We start from the raw sequence: 15,431 nt of genomic DNA, 5'->3' as shown, positions 1-15,431 counted from the left end.
GAAGGCGGCTTTGCGAGAACGACGGCCTCGCCTTACAGGCCGGACATCTTCTCGATGGCGGCGCGCAGCTCGTCATCCGAGCAATCGCCACAGGTGCCTTTCGGCGGCATGGCGTTGATACCGGCGATGGCATTGGCCAGCAGGCCATCCACACCGTTGCTGGCACGCGCCTGCCAGGCGGCGGTGTCGCCGATCTTCGGCGCGCCCAGCACGCCGGCGCTGTGGCAGGCGCCGCAGTGCTTGGCGACGATGTCGTCAGCGGTGCGTGCACCGCCGCCGGCGGAGGCCGCGACCGCTTCGACGCCCTTGCACTCCTCGCCCATCACGCAGACTTCACCGACCGGCTTGAGGCGCTCGGCGATCTCGTCATTGGTCGTGGCCTGAGCAGTCACTGCCCACAGGGCCAACACGGCGGCAGGCGCCAGCAGCATCTTGTTAATTAGATTCACGGATACACCCTCATCGTGGCTAGTCACGCCCGCGGCCACGGTTTCGCGAGCGGGCGACAGTATAACGGGAAGGCCGCCGGGCCGAAACAACCCAGTTTGTCGCAGGGTTGCTGAGCCGAACGCTCAGAAATTCGCGGGGGTGGTGGCGCTGATCAGCCGCGCCGGCTCGTCGAAGGGGTTGCGGAAACGATGCGGCTTGCTGCTCTCGAAGTAGTAGCTGTCGCCGGGCTCGAGGATGAACACCTCGCTGCCCACGGTCAGCTCCAGACGCCCCTCGACCAGCATCCCGGCCTCTTCGCCATCGTGGGTATACATCTCGTCGCCGGTATCGGCGCCAACCGGATAGGTCTCGTCGAGAAACGCCAGGGCGCGGCTGGGATGGGCCTTGCCGACCAGCTTCATGGTCACCGCACCATCGGAAATGTCGATCAGCTCGCCGGCCTTGTAGACCACCTGGTTGTGACCGTCCTGCTCCATTTCCAGGGAAAAGAACTCCACCAGGGACATGGGAATGCCGGCCAGCACCTTCTTCAGCGAACTGATCGAGGGGCTGACGCTGTTCTTCTCGATCATCGAAATGGTGCTGTTGGTGACGCCCGCGCGCTTGGCGAGTTCACGCTGGGAAAGGCCTTTGAGCTTGCGAATGGATTGCAGTCGTGCACCGACGTCCAATGCTGGAGTCCCCCTGGGGAAGATACGGAAAGAGTGCCCGTATCATGGCAACAGCGTTCAGTATTTACAACAGCTCAGTTGCAAATCCTGCCCGGCTCAATCCCCGGAGTAGATCAGCGGCACTCGGCGCAGGTTGCAGAACAGCTGGTAGGGAATGCTGCCCGCACGGATCGCCACGTCACTGGCCAGCACCTGCTTGCCCCACAGCTCGACCCGGCTGCCGAGGCCGGCCTGAGGCAGGTCGCTGAGGTCGACGGTGAGCATGTCCATCGACACCCGGCCGATCAGCCGGCTGGGCTGGCCGTCGATGGTCACCGGGGTGCCGGTCGGCGCGTGCCGCGGGTAGCCGTCGGCATAGCCCATGGCGACCACCCCGACCCGGGTCGGCCGTTCGGTGACGAAGCGCGCGCCGTAGCCGACCGGCTCACCGGCCGGTAGCTCGCGCACGCTGATGATCTTCGACTCCAGGGTCATCACCGGCTGCAGGCGCGCGGCCAGGGCCTGCTCCTGCTCGAACGGCGTGGCGCCGTAGAGCATGATGCCGGGGCGCACCCAGTCGCTGGGGATGTTGGGCCAGCCGAGCACGGCCGGCGAGTTGCGCAGGCTGACTTCCGCCACCAGGCCCTGGCGGGCCTGCTCGAATATCGCCAGCTGCTCGTCACTGCGCGGGCAGTCCAGCTCGTCGGCCCGGGCGAAGTGGCTCATCAGCACGATCTTGCCGACCTTGCCGCTGGCCAGCAGGCGGCGGTAGGCCGCCTGGTAGTCGGCCGGCGCCAGGCCGACCCGGTGCATCCCGGAGTCCATCTTCAGCCACAGGGTCAGCGGCTTGCTCAGGGCGCTGCATTCGATCGCCTCGATTTGCCACTGGGCATGCACCACGCACCACAGCTCGTGTAGCTCGATCAACGCCAGCTCGTCGGCCTCGAAGAAGCCTTCGAGCAGCAGGATCGGCGCGCGGATGCCGGCCTCACGCAGCTGCAGGGCCTCCTCGATACAAGCCACGGCGAAGCCATCGGCCTGCTCCTCCAGCGCCTGGGCGACGCGCACCGCGCCATGCCCGTAGGCATCCGCCTTGATCACCGCCAGCGCCCTGGCGGCCGAAACTTCGCGGGCCAACTGGTAGTTGTGACGCAGGGCTTGCAGGTCGATCAGGGCGCGGGCTGGACGCATGGCTCTCACACTTCTAACGGGGCACGGTGAATAAAAAAGCCCGGCAGAGCCGGGCCAAGCAGGATTGTGCGTCGCATTCGTGGCCGAGGGAACGCGACGCCTATTCGCTCATGATGGCGCAGACGCTCGCCGCCGCCATCACCTCGACCCGCCTGTCCGCTAAGAACATGCGGGCCCCGACGCCTGGCCGGTCTCAGTGCGCCGGCACCGGACTGACCTGCTTGGGCGTCTCCTGTTTGTTGCTGTAGCGGAAGATGTCCAGGCCTTCGGGGCTGATCTGCGGACGCTTCTTGGCCATCAGGTCGGCGAGCAAGCGACCGGAGCCGCAGGCCATGGTCCAGCCCAGTGTGCCGTGACCGGTGTTGAGGAACAAATTGCGGAAGCTGGTGGCACCGACGATCGGCGTGCCGTCCGGGGTCGCCGGGCGCAGGCCGGTCCAGAAGTCCACCTGGCTCAGGTCGCCGCCCTGGGGGTAGAGATCACCGACGATCATCTCCAGGGTCTCGCGCCTGCGCGGGTTGAGGCTCAGGTCGAAACCGGCGATCTCGGCCATGCCGCCGACCCGGATGCGGTTGTCGAAGCGGGTGATGGCGACCTTGTAGGTCTCGTCGAGGATGGTCGAGGCCGGCGCCATGTCCGGATTGACGATCGGCACGGTCAGCGAATAGCCCTTGAGCGGGTAGACCGGCGCACGGACGCCCAGCGGCTTGAGCATCTGCGGGCTGTAGCTGCCGAGGGCCAGCACGTAGCGGTCGGCGGTTTCCAGCTTGCCGTCGATCCACACGCCGTTGATCCGGTCGCCGGCGAAGTCCAGGTGCTGGATGTTCTGGCCGAAGCGGAACTCGACACCCATCTGCTTGGCCATCTCGGCCAGCTTGGTGGTGAACACCTGGCAGTCGCCGGTCTGGTCGTTGGGCAGACGCAGGGCGCCGGCCAGCTTGTCCTTGACCTGGGCCAGGGCCGGTTCGGCGCGGGCGATGCCATCGCGATCGAGCAGCTCGAAGGGCACGCCGGACTGCTGCAGCACGGCGATATCCTTGGCGGCGTTGTCCACCTGGGCCTGGGTGCGGAACAGCTGGGTGGTACCCAGGCGACGGCCTTCGTAGGCGATGCCGGTTTCGGCGCGCAGTTCGTCGAGGCAGTCACGGCTGTACTCGGACAGGCGCACCATGCGCTCCTTGTTCACCGCGTAGCGGCTGGCGGTGCAGTTGCGCAGCATCTGCGCCATCCACAGGTACTGGTCGATGTCGGCGGTGGCCTTGATCGCCAGCGGTGCGTGCTTCTGCAGCAGCCACTTGATGGCCTTCAGCGGCACGCCGGGCGCGGCCCAGGGCGAGGCATAGCCGGGCGATACCTGGCCGGCGTTGGCGAAGCTGGTCTCCATGGCCGGCGCGGGCTGGCGATCGACCACCACCACCTCGAAGCCCTGACGAGCCAGGTAGTACGCGCTGACCGTACCGATGACACCGCTGCCCAGAACCAGAACCCGCATGCTTCACTCCTCGCCGCGACTATGCGCTGGCGTTTGTTGTCCAGAGAGTTGATGGGCACAGTATATTGAGCAGCAGCCAGTGTTTCTCACTATATTGACTACTATATTTGGCGAGATTTCTCGGCAAAAACCACTTTCACGGAGGGGCATCCACCATGCGCACCCAGCACCAGAGCCGGCGCGAGCTGGACAAGATCGACCGCAACATCCTGCGCATCCTCCAGGAGGACGGGCGCATCTCCTTCACCGAGCTGGGCGAGCGCGTCGGCCTGTCCACCACGCCCTGCACCGAGCGGGTGCGGCGCCTGGAGCGCGAGGGCATCATCATGGGCTACCACGCGCGCCTCAACCCGCAGAACCTCAAGGCCAGCCTGCTGGTGTTCGTCGAGATCAGCCTGGACTACAAGTCCGGCGACACCTTCGAGGAGTTCCGCCGCGCGGTGCTCAAGCTGCCCCACGTGCTGGAGTGCCACCTGGTGTCCGGCGACTTCGACTACCTGGTCAAGGCGCGGATCAACGAGATGGCCAGCTACCGCAAGCTGCTCGGCGACATCCTGCTCAAGCTGCCCCATGTGCGGGAATCGAAGAGCTATATCGTCATGGAAGAGGTGAAGGAGTCCCTGGCCCTGCCGGTGCCGGAATAGCCGGCACGCTCAGACCAGCACCTGGCGGGTACTGGCGATCAGCCGGTGGACCTGGCGCTCGACGGCGGCCTCGGTCGGCTGCTCCGGCCCGCGGCCGCGCGGACAGGGCAGGCTCGGGGTGGTGCCGAACAAGCGGCAGATCAGCGGACGCTGGTCGTACACCTGGCAGCCCTGGGGGCCGAGGTGCACGCAGTTGAACTCGGCCAGCGCGGCGTCGTGCTCGGCAACGCTCTTGACCGGCAGCCGCGCCATCTCCTCGCTTGAGGCCGTCACCGGGCCACAGCAGTCGTGGCAGCCCGGCTCGCAGGTGAACGAGGGAATCTGCAAACGCAGGTAGTCGATCTTGCGGCTGGTGCAGCTCATCGCAGAAGGGTCCGGGAGAAAATCCGCGCATCTTACCCCCGGTTGTCCCTGGAGGCTGCCCGCTCGGCTGATTTGCCGACCAGCGTCGAGTTTTTTGCCCCTGCCCCTTGGCGCCGGACGGAAACCGCGCTTATCCTTCGTAAAATTTTCCAAACACTAAAATCAGGATTTCACACATGAACGCCCGCGTTCGCCAGCCCGTGCACAGCACCCAGCATGCCGCCTCCTACTACGCTGCCAGCACCAATCGCCAGCTCGACTTCCCGCCCCTGGGCGGCGAGCTGCGGGCCGACGTCTGCGTGGTAGGCGGCGGCTTCTCGGGGTTGAACACCGCCATCGAGCTGGCCGACAAGGGCTTCTCGGTGGTGCTGCTGGAAGCGCGCAAGATCGGCTGGGGCGCCAGCGGACGCAACGGCGGCCAGCTGATCCGCGGGGTCGGCCACGGGGTCGAGCAGTTCGAGCCGGTGATCGGCACCGACGGCGTGCGCCAGCTCAAGCTGATGGGCCTGGAGGCGGTGGAACTGGTCCGCCAGCGCGTCGAGCGCTTCGCCATCGACTGCGACCTGACCTGGGGTTACTGCGACCTGGCCAACAAGCCCAGCCACCTGGCCGCCTTCGCCGAGGATCTGGAAGAGCTCAGGTCTCTCGGCTACCGCCACGAACTGCGCCTGCTGCAGGCCGAGCAGGTGCATGAGGTGGTCGGCTCCAGCCGCTATGTCGGCGGCCTGATCGACATGGGCTCGGGGCACCTGCACCCGCTCAACCTGGCCCTCGGCGAGGCCGCCGCGGCGCAGGCCCTGGGGGTGCAACTATTCGAGAACTCGCCGGTGACGCGTATCGACTACGGCCGTGAGGTCAAGGTGCACACCGCCCACGGCACAGTGCGCGCCGCCCAGCTGGTGCTCGGCTGCAACGCCTACCTGGGCGAGCTGAACCCGACCCTGGGCGGCAAGGTGCTGCCGGCCGGCAGCTATATCATCGCCACCGAGCCGCTCTCCGAAGACCAGGCCAGGGCGCTGATTCCGCGCAACATGGCCCTGTGCGACCAGCGCGTGGCACTCGACTACTACCGCCTGTCCGCCGACCGCCGCCTGCTGTTCGGCGGCGCCTGCCACTACTCCGGACGCGACCCGGCGGACATCGCCGGCTACATGCGACCGAAGATGCTCGAGGTGTTTCCGCAGCTGCGCGACGTCCGGATCGACTACCAGTGGGGCGGCATGATCGGTATCGGCGCCAACCGTCTGCCGCAGATCGGCCGGCTCAAGGAGCAGGCCAATGTGTTCTACGCCCAGGCCTATTCCGGCCACGGGGTCAACGCCACCCACCTGGCCGGCAAGCTGCTGGCCGAGGCCATCGCCGGCCAGGCCGGCGGCGGCTTCGAGCTGTTCGCCAAGGTGCCGCACCTGACCTTCCCCGGCGGCCGCCTGCTGCGCTCGCCACTGCTGGCCCTGGGCATGCTCTGGCATCGGCTCAAGGAGCTGGTTTAAGGCGCGACGGTACGCGCCAACCGGACTAATCGCCCGCCGTCGACGCGGTGGCGAGGGGCGTTTCGAAGCCGCTGTCGCGCCAGGCCAACGCCACGAACACCGCGGCGCCGAGGGCCATCAGCAGCGGCAGCGCATGGCTGTTCAGCCACTGGCTGGCCGCCCCGGTGGCCAGCGGGCCGAGCAGGCAGCCGATGCCCCACAGCTGCGCCACATGGGCATTGGCCCGTACCAGCTGGTCGTCGCGGTAACGCTCGCCGATGAGGATCAGCGACAGGGTGAACAGGCCACCGGCGCTGGCGCCGAACAGGACCAGCAGCGGCCAGATCAGCGACGAGTGCAGCAGCAGCGGAATGGCCAGGCTTGAGCCCAGCAGGATCACCCCACAACCGCGGAACAGGCTGCGCCGCGACAAGCGGTCGGCGAGCAGGCCGATCGGCAGCTGCAGGGCCGCATCGCCGACCACCACCACGCTGACCATAAATAGCGCCACCTCCTGGGTGAAGCCCTGGCGCAGGCCGTAGATCGGCAGCAGGGTGAGCATCATCGCCTCGAACGCGGCGAACAGCATCACCGCCCAGGCGATCGCCGGCAGCTTGCGGCAGAAGGCCGGCAGGCCCCGCCCCGAGGCGCTCTGCGCATCGACCCGGGGCGCGCCACTGCGGCCCACCAGCAACAGCGAGCCGCCGATCAGCAGCACGGTGCCGGCCCAGAAACCGCGGTCGCTGGCGGTGCCCAGCGCGGTCAGCAGCAGCGGCCCACAGAGCTGGCTCAAGGCGTAGCCGGTGCCGTACAGCGCCACCAGCCGGCCGCGCCACTTCTCCACCGCCAGCTGATTGATCCAGCTCTCACCAAGAATGAATACCAGGGTCAGGGCCACACCGATCAGCAGACGCAACGCCAGCCAGATGACATAGTCCTGCAACAGTGCCAGCAAGGCCACCGACAGCGCGCTGCACAACAGGCTCGCCTGCATCAGCCGGGTGGTGCCCAACCAGCCGGCCAGGCGACCGGCCAGCGAGGCGCCGAGCAGTACCCCCACCGCCGGGGTGGCCGCCATCACGCCGATGGCGAAGGAGCCATAGCCCCAGCCCTCCAGGCGCAGCGACACCAGCGGCATGGTCACGCCGAGGGCCAGGCCGATGCTGATCACCGCCGAACAGACGGCGAAATAGGTACCCCAACGCATTACCCGACTCCTTCCTGTCATCGTGGCCGGTGAAAACGAAACGGCCGGGTTTCCCAAGGGAACCCGGCCGCAGGTGTGGCTCATGGGAGCCGGCCCCGAAGGGCGGACCTTCAGGCGGTTGCCCGCCCGTCGTAGCCCGAGCTTACAGCTTGATCCAGGTGGCCTTCAGCTCGGTGTACTTGTCGAACGCGTGCAGCGACTTGTCGCGGCCGTTGCCCGACTGCTTGAAGCCGCCGAACGGCGCGGTCATGTCGCCGCCATCGTACTGGTTGACCCACACGCTGCCGGCGCGCAGCGCCTTGGCGGTCAGATGGGCCTTGGACAGGTTGCTGGTCCACACCGCCGCGGCCAGGCCGTAGGGCGTGTCGTTGGCGATGCGCACGGCTTCCTCGGCATCGGCGAAACCGATCACCGACAGCACCGGGCCGAAGATCTCCTCGCGGGCGATCTTCATCGCGTTGCTGACGCCATCGAAGATGGTCGGCTCGACATACACGCCGCCGGTCTCCTCCAGGGTGCGCTTGCCGCCTGCGACCAGCTTGGCACCGTCGGCCTGCCCCGCCTCGATGTAGCCGAGCACGGTATTGAGCTGCTGCTGATCGACCAGGGCGCCGACGTTGGTCTGCGGGTCCAGCGGATGCCCCGGCTTCCAGGCCTTGAGGGCCTCGACCACCAGCGGCACGAACTGCTCCTTGATCGAGTTTTCCACCAGCAGGCGCGAGCCAGCGGTGCACACCTCGCCCTGATTGAAGGCGATGGCGCCGGCCGCGGCTTCGGCGGCGGCCTTGAGGTCAGGGGCGTCGGCGAAGACGATGTTGGGGCTCTTGCCGCCGGCCTCCAGCCACACACGCTTCATGTTCGACTCGCCGGCGTAGACCATCAGCTGCTTGGCGATCTTGGTCGAGCCGGTGAACACCAGGGTATCGACGTCCATGTGCAGGGCCAGGGCCTTGCCGACGGTGTGGCCGTAGCCCGGCAGCACGTTGAACACCCCGGCCGGGATGCCGGCCTCGATGGCCAGCTGGGCCAGGCGGATGGCGGTCAGCGGTGACTTCTCGGACGGCTTGAGAATCACCGAGTTGCCGGTGGACAGCGCCGGGCCGAGCTTCCAGCAGCTCATCAGCAGCGGGAAGTTCCACGGCACGATGGCCGCGACCACGCCGATCGGCTCGCGGGTCACCAGGCCCAGTTCGTCATGCGGCGTGGCGGCCACCTCGTCGTAGATCTTGTCGATCGCCTCGCCGCTCCAGCGAATGGCGCGGGCGGCGCTGGACACGTCGATACCCAGGGAGTCGCTGATCGGCTTGCCCATGTCGAGGGTTTCCAGCAGGGCCAGCTCCTCGCCGTGCTGCTCGATCAGCTCGGCGAAGCGGATCATCACGGCCTTGCGCTTGACCGGCGCCAGACGCGACCAGACGCCGGAATCGAAGGTCACCCGGGAATCCTGCACCGCCAGCTCGGCGTCGGCCACATCGCAGCTGGCGACATTCGCCAGCAGGCGCCCATCCACCGGGCTGATGCACTCGAAAGTCGCAGCAGACGCCGCCCCACGGTATTCGCCGTGGATGAAGGCACGACCCTCGATGTTCAGGGTCTTGGCGCGTTGTTCCCAGTCGGCGCGAGTCAGGCTAGTCATGCAAGCATCCTCTTATCAGTAAAAAGCGCGATGGAGCAGGCTCCCGCACTGTCAATAATTCTGCAAGGCCCGAGCGGGCCGAATCCTGCCGGCAACACTAAACCAGAGGGCCACAGATTTTCAATATTTTTGACAAAGCCACCAGCGATCCTCTTGTAATGTTCATTTTATCGAACATAGACTGGGCGAAATCACTTTCCCACGCTCCTCTCTCGCTCGTTCGGACAGCCCGCATGACCATCGATAGCCACCAGCAGATGAACAGAAAAACCCACGGCCTCGACGATTTCTGGATGCCCTTCACCGCCAACCGCCAGTTCAAGGCCAGACCGCGCCTGTTGAAGAGCGCCGCCGGCATGTATTTCACCAGCGACGACGGCCGTCAGGTATTGGACGGCACGGCCGGACTTTGGTGCTGCAACGCCGGCCACGGTCGTCGGGAAATCAGCGAAGCGGTCAGCCGACAGATCGCCACCCTGGACTTCGCCCCGACCTTCCAGATGGGCCACCCGCTGCCCTTCGAGCTGGCCAGCCGACTGGCCGAGATCGCCCCGCCCGGGCTGAACAAGCTGTTCTTCACCAATTCCGGTTCCGAGTCGGCCGATACCGCCCTGAAGATCGCCCTGGCCTACCAGCGCGCCATCGGCCAGGGCACCCGCACCCGCCTGATCGGCCGCGAGCTGGGCTACCACGGCGTCGGCTTCGGCGGCATCTCGGTCGGCGGCATGGTCAACAATCGCAAGGCCTTCGCCCTGCAGCTGCCCGGCGTCGACCACCTGCCGCACACCCTGGATATCGCCCGCAATGCCTTCAGCAAGGGGCTGCCGGAGTTCGGCGTCGACAAGGCCGACGAGCTGGAGGGCCTGGTGGCCCTGCACGGCGCCGAGAACATCGCCGCGGTGATGGTCGAGCCGATGTCCGGCTCGGCCGGCGTGGTGCTGCCTCCGGTGGGCTATCTGCAACGCCTGCGCGAGATCACCCGCAAGCACGGCATCCTGCTGATCTTCGACGAGGTGATCACCGGCTTCGGCCGCGTCGGCAAGGCCTTTGCCGCCCAGCGCTGGGGCGTCACCCCGGACATCATCACCTGCGCCAAGGGCCTGACCAACGGCGCCATCCCCATGGGCGCTGTGTTCGTCGACGAGAAGATCCATGACGCCTTCATGCAGGGTCCGGACGGCATCGAACTGTTCCACGGCTATACCTACTCTGGCCACCCCGTGGCCTGCGCCGCGGCCCTGGCGACCCTGGACATCTACCAGCAGGAGGGCCTGTTCGAACGGACCATCGAGCTGGAGGACTACTGGCAGGATGCCCTGCTCAGCCTGCGGGACCTGCCCAACGTGATCGACATCCGCGCCGTCGGCCTGGTCGGCGGGGTGCAGCTGGCGCCCAGCGATCAGGGCACCGGCAAGCGCGGCTACCAGGTGTTCGAGCAGTGCTTCCACGACGGCCTGATGGTCCGCGTGACCGGCGACACCCTGGCCATGTCGCCACCGCTGATCGTCGAGAAAGCCCAGATCGACACCCTGGTGGAGAAGCTCGCCGCTTCGATCCGCAGGGCCCAATAACCCGTTCAAAGGACACGCCGATGAATATCCAGCAGATCGTCGATTTCGCCCAGGCCAACAGCGCTGCCGAGCACTACCGTCCGGTGCAGGAAAAGGTCCTCAGGGGCAACCCGGAGCAGAGCGTGCGCAACCACTACGCCAGCCCCTGCGGCCAGTTCAGCGCCGGCGTCTGGGAAGGCGCGGTGGGCCAGTGGAGCGTCAGCTACAGCGAGCACGAATACTGCGAGATCCTCCAGGGCGTATCCGTGCTGCGCGATGCGGACGGCAACGCCAAGACCGTGCGCGCCGGCGACCGCTTCGTCATCCCCGCCGGGTTCGAAGGCACCTGGGAGGTGCTGGAGCCCTGCCGCAAGGTCTACGTCATCTTCGAACAGACGCAGCCCTGACTAGCCATTCATGCATCAGCCTTTGGCCCGCCTTGCGCGGGCTTTTTTCTGCCGACGGGATAATCGACCGGTACGGCCTGGCCTCGGGGGCAGCAGTGCGGGTGATGACGCGGCATTCGGCGCGTCCAACGGACTGTCCGGCGACACCGGGGGCGACCAGAATGCGCAGACCACTATACGGAGGACCGCGTCATGGAGTTCCTGCGCACGCCAGAGGCCTGCTTTGCCAACCTGCCTGGATACCCCTTTGCCCCGCACTACCTGATGGTCGATGACACCGAGGGCGGCCAGCTGCGGGTGCACTATCTGGACGAGGGGCCAGCCACGGCGCCTCCCGTGCTGCTGATGCACGGCGAGCCTTCCTGGAGCTATCTCTACCGGAAAATGATCCCCATCCTGGTGGCGGCCGGGCATCGCGTGATCGCCCCCGATCTGGTGGGCTTCGGTCGCTCCGACAAGCCCAGCCGGCGCGCCGACTACAGCTACCAGCGCCACGTGGACTGGATGCAGTCGCTGCTCGAGCTGCTGCAGCTCGAGGACATCACCCTGGTCTGCCAGGACTGGGGCGGGCTGATCGGCCTGCGCCTGGTGGCGGACAATCCCGCGCGCTTCGCCCGGGTGGTCGCCGCCAACACCATGCTGCCGACGGGTGATCACGATCCTGGCGCGGCGTTCCGCAGCTGGCAGAAGTTCTCCCAGGAAGTAACGGTGTTTCCGGCCGGCGGCATCATCAAGGGCGCCACCACCACGGAGCTGCCCCAGGCCGTCATCGACGCCTACGATGCCCCCTTCCCGGAGGAACGCTACAAGGAAGGCGCGCGCCAATTTCCCTTGCTGGTGCCCATCACCCCCGACGACCCGGCGGCCGCCAAGAACCGCGAGGCCTGGACCCTGCTGCGGCAATGGCAGAAGCCATTTCTCACCGCCTTCAGCGACTCGGACCCCATCACTGCCGGCGGCGACAAGCTGATGCAGAAACTGATTCCCGGCTCCCAGGGCCAAGCCCACACCACTATCGTCAATGGCGGTCACTTTCTGCAGGAAGACCAGGGCGAAAGGCTCGCAGAGGTTGTGGTGCAGTTCATCGCCGCGACGAGCTGATTGCCGGCAACGAAATCCGGCCAAGAAAAAGCCCGCCATATAGGCGGGCTTTCTCGACAAGGCTGCGGATCAATTACTTGATCTTGGCTTCCTTGTACATCACGTGCTTGCGCACGACCGGATCGAATTTCTTGATTTCGATCTTGTCGGGGGTGGTGCGTTTGTTCTTGTCGGTGGTGTAGAAGTGGCCGGTACCGGCACTGGACACCAAACGGATCAGTTCGCGCATGATTTGCTCCTTAAACCTTTTCGCCGCGAGCGCGCAGCTCGGCCAGCACTACGTCAATGCCACGCTTGTCGATAACGCGCATGCCCTTGGCGGATACGCGCAGACGCACGAAGCGCTTCTCGGACTCGACCCAGAAGCGATGGTGCTGCAGGTTCGGCAGGAAACGACGACGGGTTTTGTTGTTTGCGTGGGAAATGTTGTTCCCGGTTACCGGACCCTTACCGGTAACTTGACAGACTCTCGACATGCCTCAGCCCTCTAAAACCACATGCCCAACCCGGCATGGGTTGGCCGCTTAAACTCAATGTCATTGGCGCTCTGCGCCGCGTTTCTCGAGGGTCTTACCGGTCACACCTGAAAGCGCAACAACCGGGCCCCTAGAAAAGAGCGCTGCTTTATACCAGAAAGCCCCCTGAGCAACAAGGCAAAACGCACTTTCCGCATTTTTCCACGGACGCCCCGTCCTCGCCATCCGGCCACGGGCATGGGCTACCGCAGCACTCGACCGCTCGTCGCACCGACCGAGCTACAACCAGCCATACTCCGCCAGAGACAGCGGCTCGCCGTCGCCAACGATGAAATGATCGAGGACCCGCACATCCACCAGTTCCAGCGCATCCTTCAATCTTCGGGTCAGCAGGCGGTCCGCCTGGCTCGGCTCGGCCACGCCCGAGGGGTGGTTGTGGGTCAGGATCAGCGCCGCCGCATTGTGCGCCAGCGCGCGCTTGACCACCTGGCGCGGATAGACGCTGGCGCTGTCGATGGAGCCGTGGAACAGCGCCTCGAAGGCCAGCACCCGATGCTTGGCGTCGAGGAACAGGCAGCCGAACACCTCGTGAGGCTCATGACGCAGCAGCGCCTTGAGGTAGTCGCGCACCGCCTGCGGACTCTCCAGCGCCGAGTCCCGCCGCAACTGTTCGGCCAGGTGGCGGCGGGCCATTTCCAGCACCGCCTGCAACTGGGCGAACTTCGCCGGGCCCAGCCCCAGGCGCCGACTGAAGGCCGGCAGATCGGCCTGCAGCAGGGCGCGCAGGCCGCCGAAATCGCCAAGCAGATGGCGCGCCAGATCCACCGCGCTCTGCCCGGCCACGCCGGTACGCAGGAAGATCGCCAGCAGTTCGGCGTCACTCAGGGTGGCGGCCCCCAGGGCCAGCAGTTTCTCCCGCGGACGCTCCGCCGCGGGCCAGTCGCGAATGCTCATCGCACCTCCGTGTCGAGCTGGGCGCCGCTACTCCGCTGCGGCCGCTGTGCTATCGTAGCCCATCTTTTTGCGCGGCGATCGGCCTGGGGAGGCGGCATCGCCGCGACGCACATCCACCTCTTATAAAAGGCAGGCCTATGCAGCGGCTTTATCGCAAACGCATCATCGTCGGCGTGGGGGGAGGCATTGCCGCCTACAAGAGTGCCGAACTGGTCCGCCGCCTCAAGGATCAGGGCGCGGAAGTACGGGTGGTGATGACCCAGGGCGGCCGCGAGTTCATCACCCCGCTGACCCTGCAGGCGCTGTCCGGCCATCCGGTGCACCTGGACCTGCTCGATCCGGAGGCCGAAGCCGCCATGGGCCATATCGAACTGGCGCGCTGGGCCGACCTGGTGCTGATCGCCCCGGCCACCGCCGACCTCATGGCCCGCCTGGCCCAGGGCGTGGCCGACGACCTGTTGACCACCCTGGTGCTGGCCACCGACGCCGCAGTTGCCCTGGCGCCGGCGATGAACCAGGCGATGTGGCGCGACCCGGCAACCCAGGCCAATGCCCGCACGCTCACCGAGCGCGGCCTGCGCCTGTTCGGCCCGGCCGCCGGCGAGCAGGCCTGCGGCGACGTCGGCCTCGGCCGCATGCTCGAGGCCGAGCAGCTGGCCCAGTGCGCCGCCGACTGCTTCGAGCGCCACTCGCTGACCGGCATGCATGTCCTGATCACCGCCGGCCCGACCCAGGAAAACATCGACCCGGTGCGCTACATCACCAACCACAGCTCCGGCAAGATGGGCTTCGCCCTGGCCGAGGCGGCTGTCGAGGCGGGCGCCAAGGTCACCCTGGTCAGTGGCCCGGTGCACCTGCCGACACCGGACCGAGTCCAGCGCATCGACGTGATCAGCGCCCGCGACATGCTCGCCGCCTGCGAAGCCGCGATGCCCTGCGACCTGCTGATCGCCGCCGCCGCCGTCGCCGATTACCGCCCGGAAGTGGTCGCCCAGCACAAACTGAAGAAGGACCCGGCCAACGGCGATGGCCTGCTCCTGCAGATGGTGCGCAACCCGGATATCCTCGCCACCCTGGCGCGCCGCGACGACCGCCCGTTCAGCGTCGGCTTCGCCGCCGAGACCGAGAACTTGCTGGAATACGCCTCGCGCAAGCTCAAGGACAAGAACCTCGACCTGATCGTCGCCAACGACGTGGCCAACCCGAGCATCGGCTTCAACAGCGAGGAGAACGCCATCACGGTGATCGACCGCGAGCTGCAGCAGAACGGTTTCGCCCAGACCAGCAAGAGCAAGATCGCGCGCCAGCTGCTGGCCTTCATCGCCGAGCGCCTGCCCCGCGCCTGACGCCCCATTCACCGACTACAGAGCCCGACATGCACGCCCTACAAGCCAAGATTCTCGACCCGCGCCTCGGCGACCAGTTCCCCCTGCCGCAGTACGCCACCCCGGGCTCGGCCGGGCTCGACCTGCGCGCCATGCTCGAGCAGGACCTGACCCTGGAACCCGGGCAGACCGTGCTGATCCCCACCGGCCTGTCGATCTACATCGGCGACCCGGGCCTGGCGGCGATGATCCTGCCACGCTCGGGGCTCGGCCATAAGCACGGTATCGTGCTGGGCAATCTGGTCGGCCTGATCGACTCGGACTACCAGGGTGAACTGATGGTCTCGTGCTGGAACCGTGGCCAGAGCGCCTTCACCATCGCCGTCGGCGAGCGCATCGCTCAGCTGATCCTGGTACCGGTGGTACAGGCGCACTTCGAGCTGGTCGAGGAGTTCGACGAGAGCCAACGCGGCGCGGGCGGCTTCGGACACTCGGGCAGCCATTGAGCGCACTTAA

Annotated in this window: 17 protein-coding genes; 7 read left to right on the top strand and 10 right to left on the bottom strand. The window is 66.6% G+C overall.

Annotated elements, in window-relative coordinates; translation table 11 throughout:
* Nucleotides 1-32 precede the first annotated feature (32 nt).
* The 4 genes from ACSX1D_RS00395 to dadA all read right to left on the bottom strand — a co-directional run bounded on the left by ACSX1D_RS00395 (nucleotide 33) and on the right by dadA (nucleotide 3,783).
* Entirely contained in the window at nucleotides 33-449 is a 417-nt protein-coding gene (locus ACSX1D_RS00395) for a c-type cytochrome (protein WP_439860498.1), read from the bottom strand.
* 123 nt (nucleotides 450-572) lie between these two features.
* Nucleotides 573-1,121, bottom strand: a complete 549-nt coding sequence (locus ACSX1D_RS00390; protein WP_439860497.1) for a cupin domain-containing protein — start codon at nucleotides 1,119-1,121, stop codon at nucleotides 573-575.
* A gap of 96 nt (nucleotides 1,122-1,217) precedes the next feature.
* On the bottom strand, nucleotides 1,218-2,291 hold the full coding sequence (alr, locus tag ACSX1D_RS00385; RefSeq protein ID WP_439860496.1) for an alanine racemase: 1,074 nt from the start codon (nucleotides 2,289-2,291) through the stop codon (nucleotides 1,218-1,220).
* A gap of 193 nt (nucleotides 2,292-2,484) precedes the next feature.
* The gene (dadA, locus tag ACSX1D_RS00380) at nucleotides 2,485-3,783 is read right to left on the bottom strand and encodes a D-amino acid dehydrogenase (protein WP_439860495.1); all 1,299 of its coding nucleotides are present in this window, start codon (nucleotides 3,781-3,783) and stop codon (nucleotides 2,485-2,487) included.
* A gap of 155 nt (nucleotides 3,784-3,938) precedes the next feature.
* On the opposite strand from dadA, the gene dadR reads away from it, so the two are divergent.
* Entirely contained in the window at nucleotides 3,939-4,427 is a 489-nt protein-coding gene (gene dadR, locus ACSX1D_RS00375; protein ID WP_159972404.1) for a transcriptional regulator DadR, read from the top strand.
* A 9-nt stretch (nucleotides 4,428-4,436) separates the two neighbouring features.
* Here dadR and ACSX1D_RS00370 read toward each other — a convergent pair whose 3' ends face one another.
* Nucleotides 4,437-4,790: a YkgJ family cysteine cluster protein gene (locus ACSX1D_RS00370; RefSeq protein WP_208707849.1), complete on the bottom strand. Its 354-nt coding sequence runs from the start codon at nucleotides 4,788-4,790 to the stop codon at nucleotides 4,437-4,439.
* A 176-nt stretch (nucleotides 4,791-4,966) separates the two neighbouring features.
* On the opposite strand from ACSX1D_RS00370, the gene ACSX1D_RS00365 reads away from it, so the two are divergent.
* A complete protein-coding gene (locus tag ACSX1D_RS00365; protein WP_439860494.1) occupies nucleotides 4,967-6,280 on the top strand; it encodes an NAD(P)/FAD-dependent oxidoreductase in 1,314 nt (437 codons plus the stop codon).
* Nucleotides 6,281-6,305: 25 nt separating this feature from the next.
* Here the strand turns inward: ACSX1D_RS00365 and ACSX1D_RS00360 are convergent, their stop codons facing one another.
* Complete coding sequence (locus tag ACSX1D_RS00360) at nucleotides 6,306-7,466, bottom strand: MFS transporter (RefSeq protein WP_439860493.1); 1,161 nt, start codon at nucleotides 7,464-7,466, stop codon at nucleotides 6,306-6,308.
* 142 nt (nucleotides 7,467-7,608) lie between these two features.
* Nucleotides 7,609-9,102 (bottom strand): aldehyde dehydrogenase, encoded by a 1,494-nt coding sequence (locus tag ACSX1D_RS00355; protein ID WP_439860492.1) that lies wholly within the window; start codon nucleotides 9,100-9,102, stop codon nucleotides 7,609-7,611.
* A gap of 257 nt (nucleotides 9,103-9,359) precedes the next feature.
* Between ACSX1D_RS00355 and ACSX1D_RS00350 the strand changes: the two genes are divergently transcribed.
* From ACSX1D_RS00350 to ACSX1D_RS00340, 3 genes are all read left to right on the top strand, one after another.
* On the top strand, nucleotides 9,360-10,673 hold the full coding sequence (locus ACSX1D_RS00350) for an aspartate aminotransferase family protein (RefSeq protein ID WP_439862381.1): 1,314 nt from the start codon (nucleotides 9,360-9,362) through the stop codon (nucleotides 10,671-10,673).
* 20 nt (nucleotides 10,674-10,693) lie between these two features.
* Nucleotides 10,694-11,059, top strand: coding sequence for a cupin domain-containing protein (locus tag ACSX1D_RS00345; protein WP_439860491.1), 366 nt, complete (start codon nucleotides 10,694-10,696; stop codon nucleotides 11,057-11,059).
* Between the two features lie 192 nt (nucleotides 11,060-11,251).
* Entirely contained in the window at nucleotides 11,252-12,160 is a 909-nt protein-coding gene (locus tag ACSX1D_RS00340; protein ID WP_439860490.1) for a haloalkane dehalogenase, read from the top strand.
* A 73-nt stretch (nucleotides 12,161-12,233) separates the two neighbouring features.
* Here the strand turns inward: ACSX1D_RS00340 and rpmG are convergent, their stop codons facing one another.
* The 3 genes from rpmG to radC all read right to left on the bottom strand — a co-directional run bounded on the left by rpmG (nucleotide 12,234) and on the right by radC (nucleotide 13,590).
* Nucleotides 12,234-12,389, bottom strand: coding sequence for a 50S ribosomal protein L33 (gene rpmG / locus ACSX1D_RS00335; protein WP_003464575.1), 156 nt, complete (start codon nucleotides 12,387-12,389; stop codon nucleotides 12,234-12,236).
* Nucleotides 12,390-12,399: 10 nt separating this feature from the next.
* Nucleotides 12,400-12,636, bottom strand: coding sequence for a 50S ribosomal protein L28 (rpmB, locus tag ACSX1D_RS00330; RefSeq protein WP_003242523.1), 237 nt, complete (start codon nucleotides 12,634-12,636; stop codon nucleotides 12,400-12,402).
* Between the two features lie 279 nt (nucleotides 12,637-12,915).
* A complete protein-coding gene (radC, locus tag ACSX1D_RS00325) occupies nucleotides 12,916-13,590 on the bottom strand; it encodes a RadC family protein (protein WP_439860489.1) in 675 nt (224 codons plus the stop codon).
* A 137-nt stretch (nucleotides 13,591-13,727) separates the two neighbouring features.
* On the opposite strand from radC, the gene coaBC reads away from it, so the two are divergent.
* Nucleotides 13,728-14,936 (top strand): bifunctional phosphopantothenoylcysteine decarboxylase/phosphopantothenate--cysteine ligase CoaBC, encoded by a 1,209-nt coding sequence (coaBC, locus tag ACSX1D_RS00320; protein ID WP_439860488.1) that lies wholly within the window; start codon nucleotides 13,728-13,730, stop codon nucleotides 14,934-14,936.
* 29 nt (nucleotides 14,937-14,965) lie between these two features.
* Nucleotides 14,966-15,421: a dUTP diphosphatase gene (dut, locus tag ACSX1D_RS00315; protein ID WP_439860487.1), complete on the top strand. Its 456-nt coding sequence runs from the start codon at nucleotides 14,966-14,968 to the stop codon at nucleotides 15,419-15,421.
* Nucleotides 15,422-15,431: the final 10 nt, after the last annotated feature.

The sequence above is a fragment of the Pseudomonas sp. MBLB4136 genome, from assembly GCF_051904765.1.
Taxonomy (GTDB): domain Bacteria; phylum Pseudomonadota; class Gammaproteobacteria; order Pseudomonadales; family Pseudomonadaceae; genus Aquipseudomonas.
The sequence above is the reverse complement of the archived record's forward strand: the minus strand, read 5'-3'. Positions and strand labels throughout refer to the sequence as shown.

What these genes read in the sequence shown, in the direction of transcription:
- alr (WP_439860496.1), bottom strand. Translation starts at nt 2,291, where the DNA reads ATGCGTCCAGCCCGCGCCCTGATCGACCTGCAAGCCCTGCGTCACAAC.
- dadA (WP_439860495.1), bottom strand. Translation starts at nt 3,783, where the DNA reads ATGCGGGTTCTGGTTCTGGGCAGCGGTGTCATCGGTACGGTCAGCGCG.
- dadR (WP_159972404.1), top strand. Translation starts at nt 3,939, where the DNA reads ATGCGCACCCAGCACCAGAGCCGGCGCGAGCTGGACAAGATCGACCGC.
- ACSX1D_RS00370 (WP_208707849.1), bottom strand. Translation starts at nt 4,790, where the DNA reads ATGAGCTGCACCAGCCGCAAGATCGACTACCTGCGTTTGCAGATTCCC.
- ACSX1D_RS00365 (WP_439860494.1), top strand. Translation starts at nt 4,967, where the DNA reads ATGAACGCCCGCGTTCGCCAGCCCGTGCACAGCACCCAGCATGCCGCC.
- ACSX1D_RS00360 (WP_439860493.1), bottom strand. Translation starts at nt 7,466, where the DNA reads ATGCGTTGGGGTACCTATTTCGCCGTCTGTTCGGCGGTGATCAGCATC.
- ACSX1D_RS00355 (WP_439860492.1), bottom strand. Translation starts at nt 9,102, where the DNA reads ATGACTAGCCTGACTCGCGCCGACTGGGAACAACGCGCCAAGACCCTG.
- ACSX1D_RS00350 (WP_439862381.1), top strand. Translation starts at nt 9,360, where the DNA reads ATGAACAGAAAAACCCACGGCCTCGACGATTTCTGGATGCCCTTCACC.
- ACSX1D_RS00345 (WP_439860491.1), top strand. Translation starts at nt 10,694, where the DNA reads ATGAATATCCAGCAGATCGTCGATTTCGCCCAGGCCAACAGCGCTGCC.
- ACSX1D_RS00340 (WP_439860490.1), top strand. Translation starts at nt 11,252, where the DNA reads ATGGAGTTCCTGCGCACGCCAGAGGCCTGCTTTGCCAACCTGCCTGGA.
- rpmG (WP_003464575.1), bottom strand. Translation starts at nt 12,389, where the DNA reads ATGCGCGAACTGATCCGTTTGGTGTCCAGTGCCGGTACCGGCCACTTC.
- rpmB (WP_003242523.1), bottom strand. Translation starts at nt 12,636, where the DNA reads ATGTCGAGAGTCTGTCAAGTTACCGGTAAGGGTCCGGTAACCGGGAAC.
- radC (WP_439860489.1), bottom strand. Translation starts at nt 13,590, where the DNA reads ATGAGCATTCGCGACTGGCCCGCGGCGGAGCGTCCGCGGGAGAAACTG.
- coaBC (WP_439860488.1), top strand. Translation starts at nt 13,728, where the DNA reads ATGCAGCGGCTTTATCGCAAACGCATCATCGTCGGCGTGGGGGGAGGC.
- dut (WP_439860487.1), top strand. Translation starts at nt 14,966, where the DNA reads ATGCACGCCCTACAAGCCAAGATTCTCGACCCGCGCCTCGGCGACCAG.